This is a genomic window from Pseudomonas sp. (genome assembly GCF_037994325.1).
Lineage (GTDB): Bacteria > Pseudomonadota > Gammaproteobacteria > Pseudomonadales > Pseudomonadaceae > Aquipseudomonas.
On sequence record NZ_JBBNAH010000182.1, the window covers coordinates 1 to 1,590 of the forward strand.

The window sequence follows — 1,590 nt, forward strand, 5'->3', positions numbered from 1 at the left end:
GGGAGAGGGTTGGGGTGAGGGGGCAGCTTTAACGGCTCCTCTCCCCCGCCCCTCTCCCGCAAGCGGGAGAGGGGCGCTAAAGCTTCAAATACTCCAATTCGCCGCGAGCAACCGTTGGTTCAACAGGTTCGGGTCCAGGGGTTTGGGGCGGCGGGCCAAGGCGCTGTGGAACTGTTCAAGCGCTTCATCCAGGCGCTGCTCCAAACTCGCCGCCAACTGCGCGGCAGCACCGTTCTCGCCGTAGGCGATCTGGCTGTCGTCGGCAAACACGCCGTGTTGCACGTCCTGGGCTTTAAGTGCGGTGAGCACCGGGCGCAGGGCGTAGTCCACCGCCAGCATGTGCGCCTTGCTGCCACCGGTAGAAAACGGCAGCACCACTTTGTGTTCCAGGGCACGTTCGGGCAGCAGGTCCAACAGCACTTTCAGCGCGCCAGAAAACGAGGCCTTGTACACCGGCGTGGCAATCAGCAAGCCGTCAGCAGCGGCGATCTGCGCTTGCAGGGCAATAATCTGCGGGCTGTCGAAACGCGCGTGCAGCAGGTCTTCGGCATTGAAGTCCTGAATGCGGTAACTCACCACGTCCACACCGTGTTGCTGCAGCCAACGCTGCGAGCGCTCCAGCAAGATTCCGCTACGGGATCTCTGGCTCGGACTGCCGCTCAAGGAAACCACCAACATTGCTAACTCCTCGCCTTGCCGTGTGTTGCTGAGCGCCGTGTGGGCGCCCAGGCTCAAACGGGCTCAGGTAAATACTTGCTTGGGGTGTATCAACGATTCGGTTGCGGGGTCAGGCGCAGGTACGGTTTCACCGCGCGGTAGCCTTTAGGGAAGCGTTGTTTGATTTCGTCTTCATCACGCAGCGACGGCACGATCACCACCTCATCGCCGTCCACCCAGTTGGCGGGGGTGGCGACTTTGTAGTTGTCGGTCAGTTGCAGCGAGTCGATCACCCGCAGAATTTCGTTGAAATTGCGCCCGGTGCTGGCCGGGTAGGTGATGGTCAGACGAACCTTTTTATTCGGGTCGATCACAAACAGCGAACGCACGGTCAGGGTGTCGTTGGCGTTGGGGTGAATCAGGTCGTACAGGCCAGAAACCTTGCGGTCAGCATCGGCAATAATCGGGAAGCCCACGGTGGTGCTCTGGGTTTCGTTGATGTCGTCGATCCACTTCAGGTGCGAGTCCACCGGGTCCACCGACAAGGCGATCACTTTCACGCCGCGCTCAGCGAATTGGTCTTTCAACTTGGCGGTAAAACCAAGCTCAGTGGTGCACACCGGGGTAAAGTCGGCCGGGTGGGAAAACAACACACCCCAGCTATTGCCCAGCCATTCGTGAAAACGAATGCGGCCTTGGCTAGAGTCTTGTTCGAAGTCGGGGGCGATATCGCCGAGTCTTAGGCTCATGGTGCAGCTCCTGGTGCATGTCGATGCGTGGGGCTCACTATGCTCAGGCGGCGTGCAAATTAAAAAGAATAAATAACAATTTATTTATATATTTATGGAATATGCGTAGATTTGACGTCTCCGCTTGATGGCATAAGCAAGGAATCAATTATTCTTTATCAGAATAACCTCGGGCTTTTATCAT

The 1,590-nt window shown here is 57.6% G+C and carries 2 protein-coding genes; both read right to left on the reverse strand.

Translation table 11 applies throughout. The annotated features are described in order from the left end of the window. Positions 1 to 84: 84 nt before the first annotated feature. Positions 85 to 678, reverse strand: coding sequence for an NADPH-dependent FMN reductase (ssuE, locus tag AAAB16_RS06115; RefSeq protein WP_340662532.1), 594 nt, complete (start codon positions 676 to 678; stop codon positions 85 to 87). A gap of 89 nt (positions 679 to 767) precedes the next feature. Beyond that, entirely contained in the window at positions 768 to 1,406 is a 639-nt protein-coding gene (locus AAAB16_RS06120; RefSeq protein WP_110615934.1) for a peroxiredoxin, read from the reverse strand. Positions 1,407 to 1,590: the final 184 nt, after the last annotated feature.

What these genes read in the sequence shown, in the direction of transcription:
- ssuE (WP_340662532.1), bottom strand. Translation starts at nt 678, where the DNA reads ATGTTGGTGGTTTCCTTGAGCGGCAGTCCGAGCCAGAGATCCCGTAGC.
- AAAB16_RS06120 (WP_110615934.1), bottom strand. Translation starts at nt 1,406, where the DNA reads ATGAGCCTAAGACTCGGCGATATCGCCCCCGACTTCGAACAAGACTCT.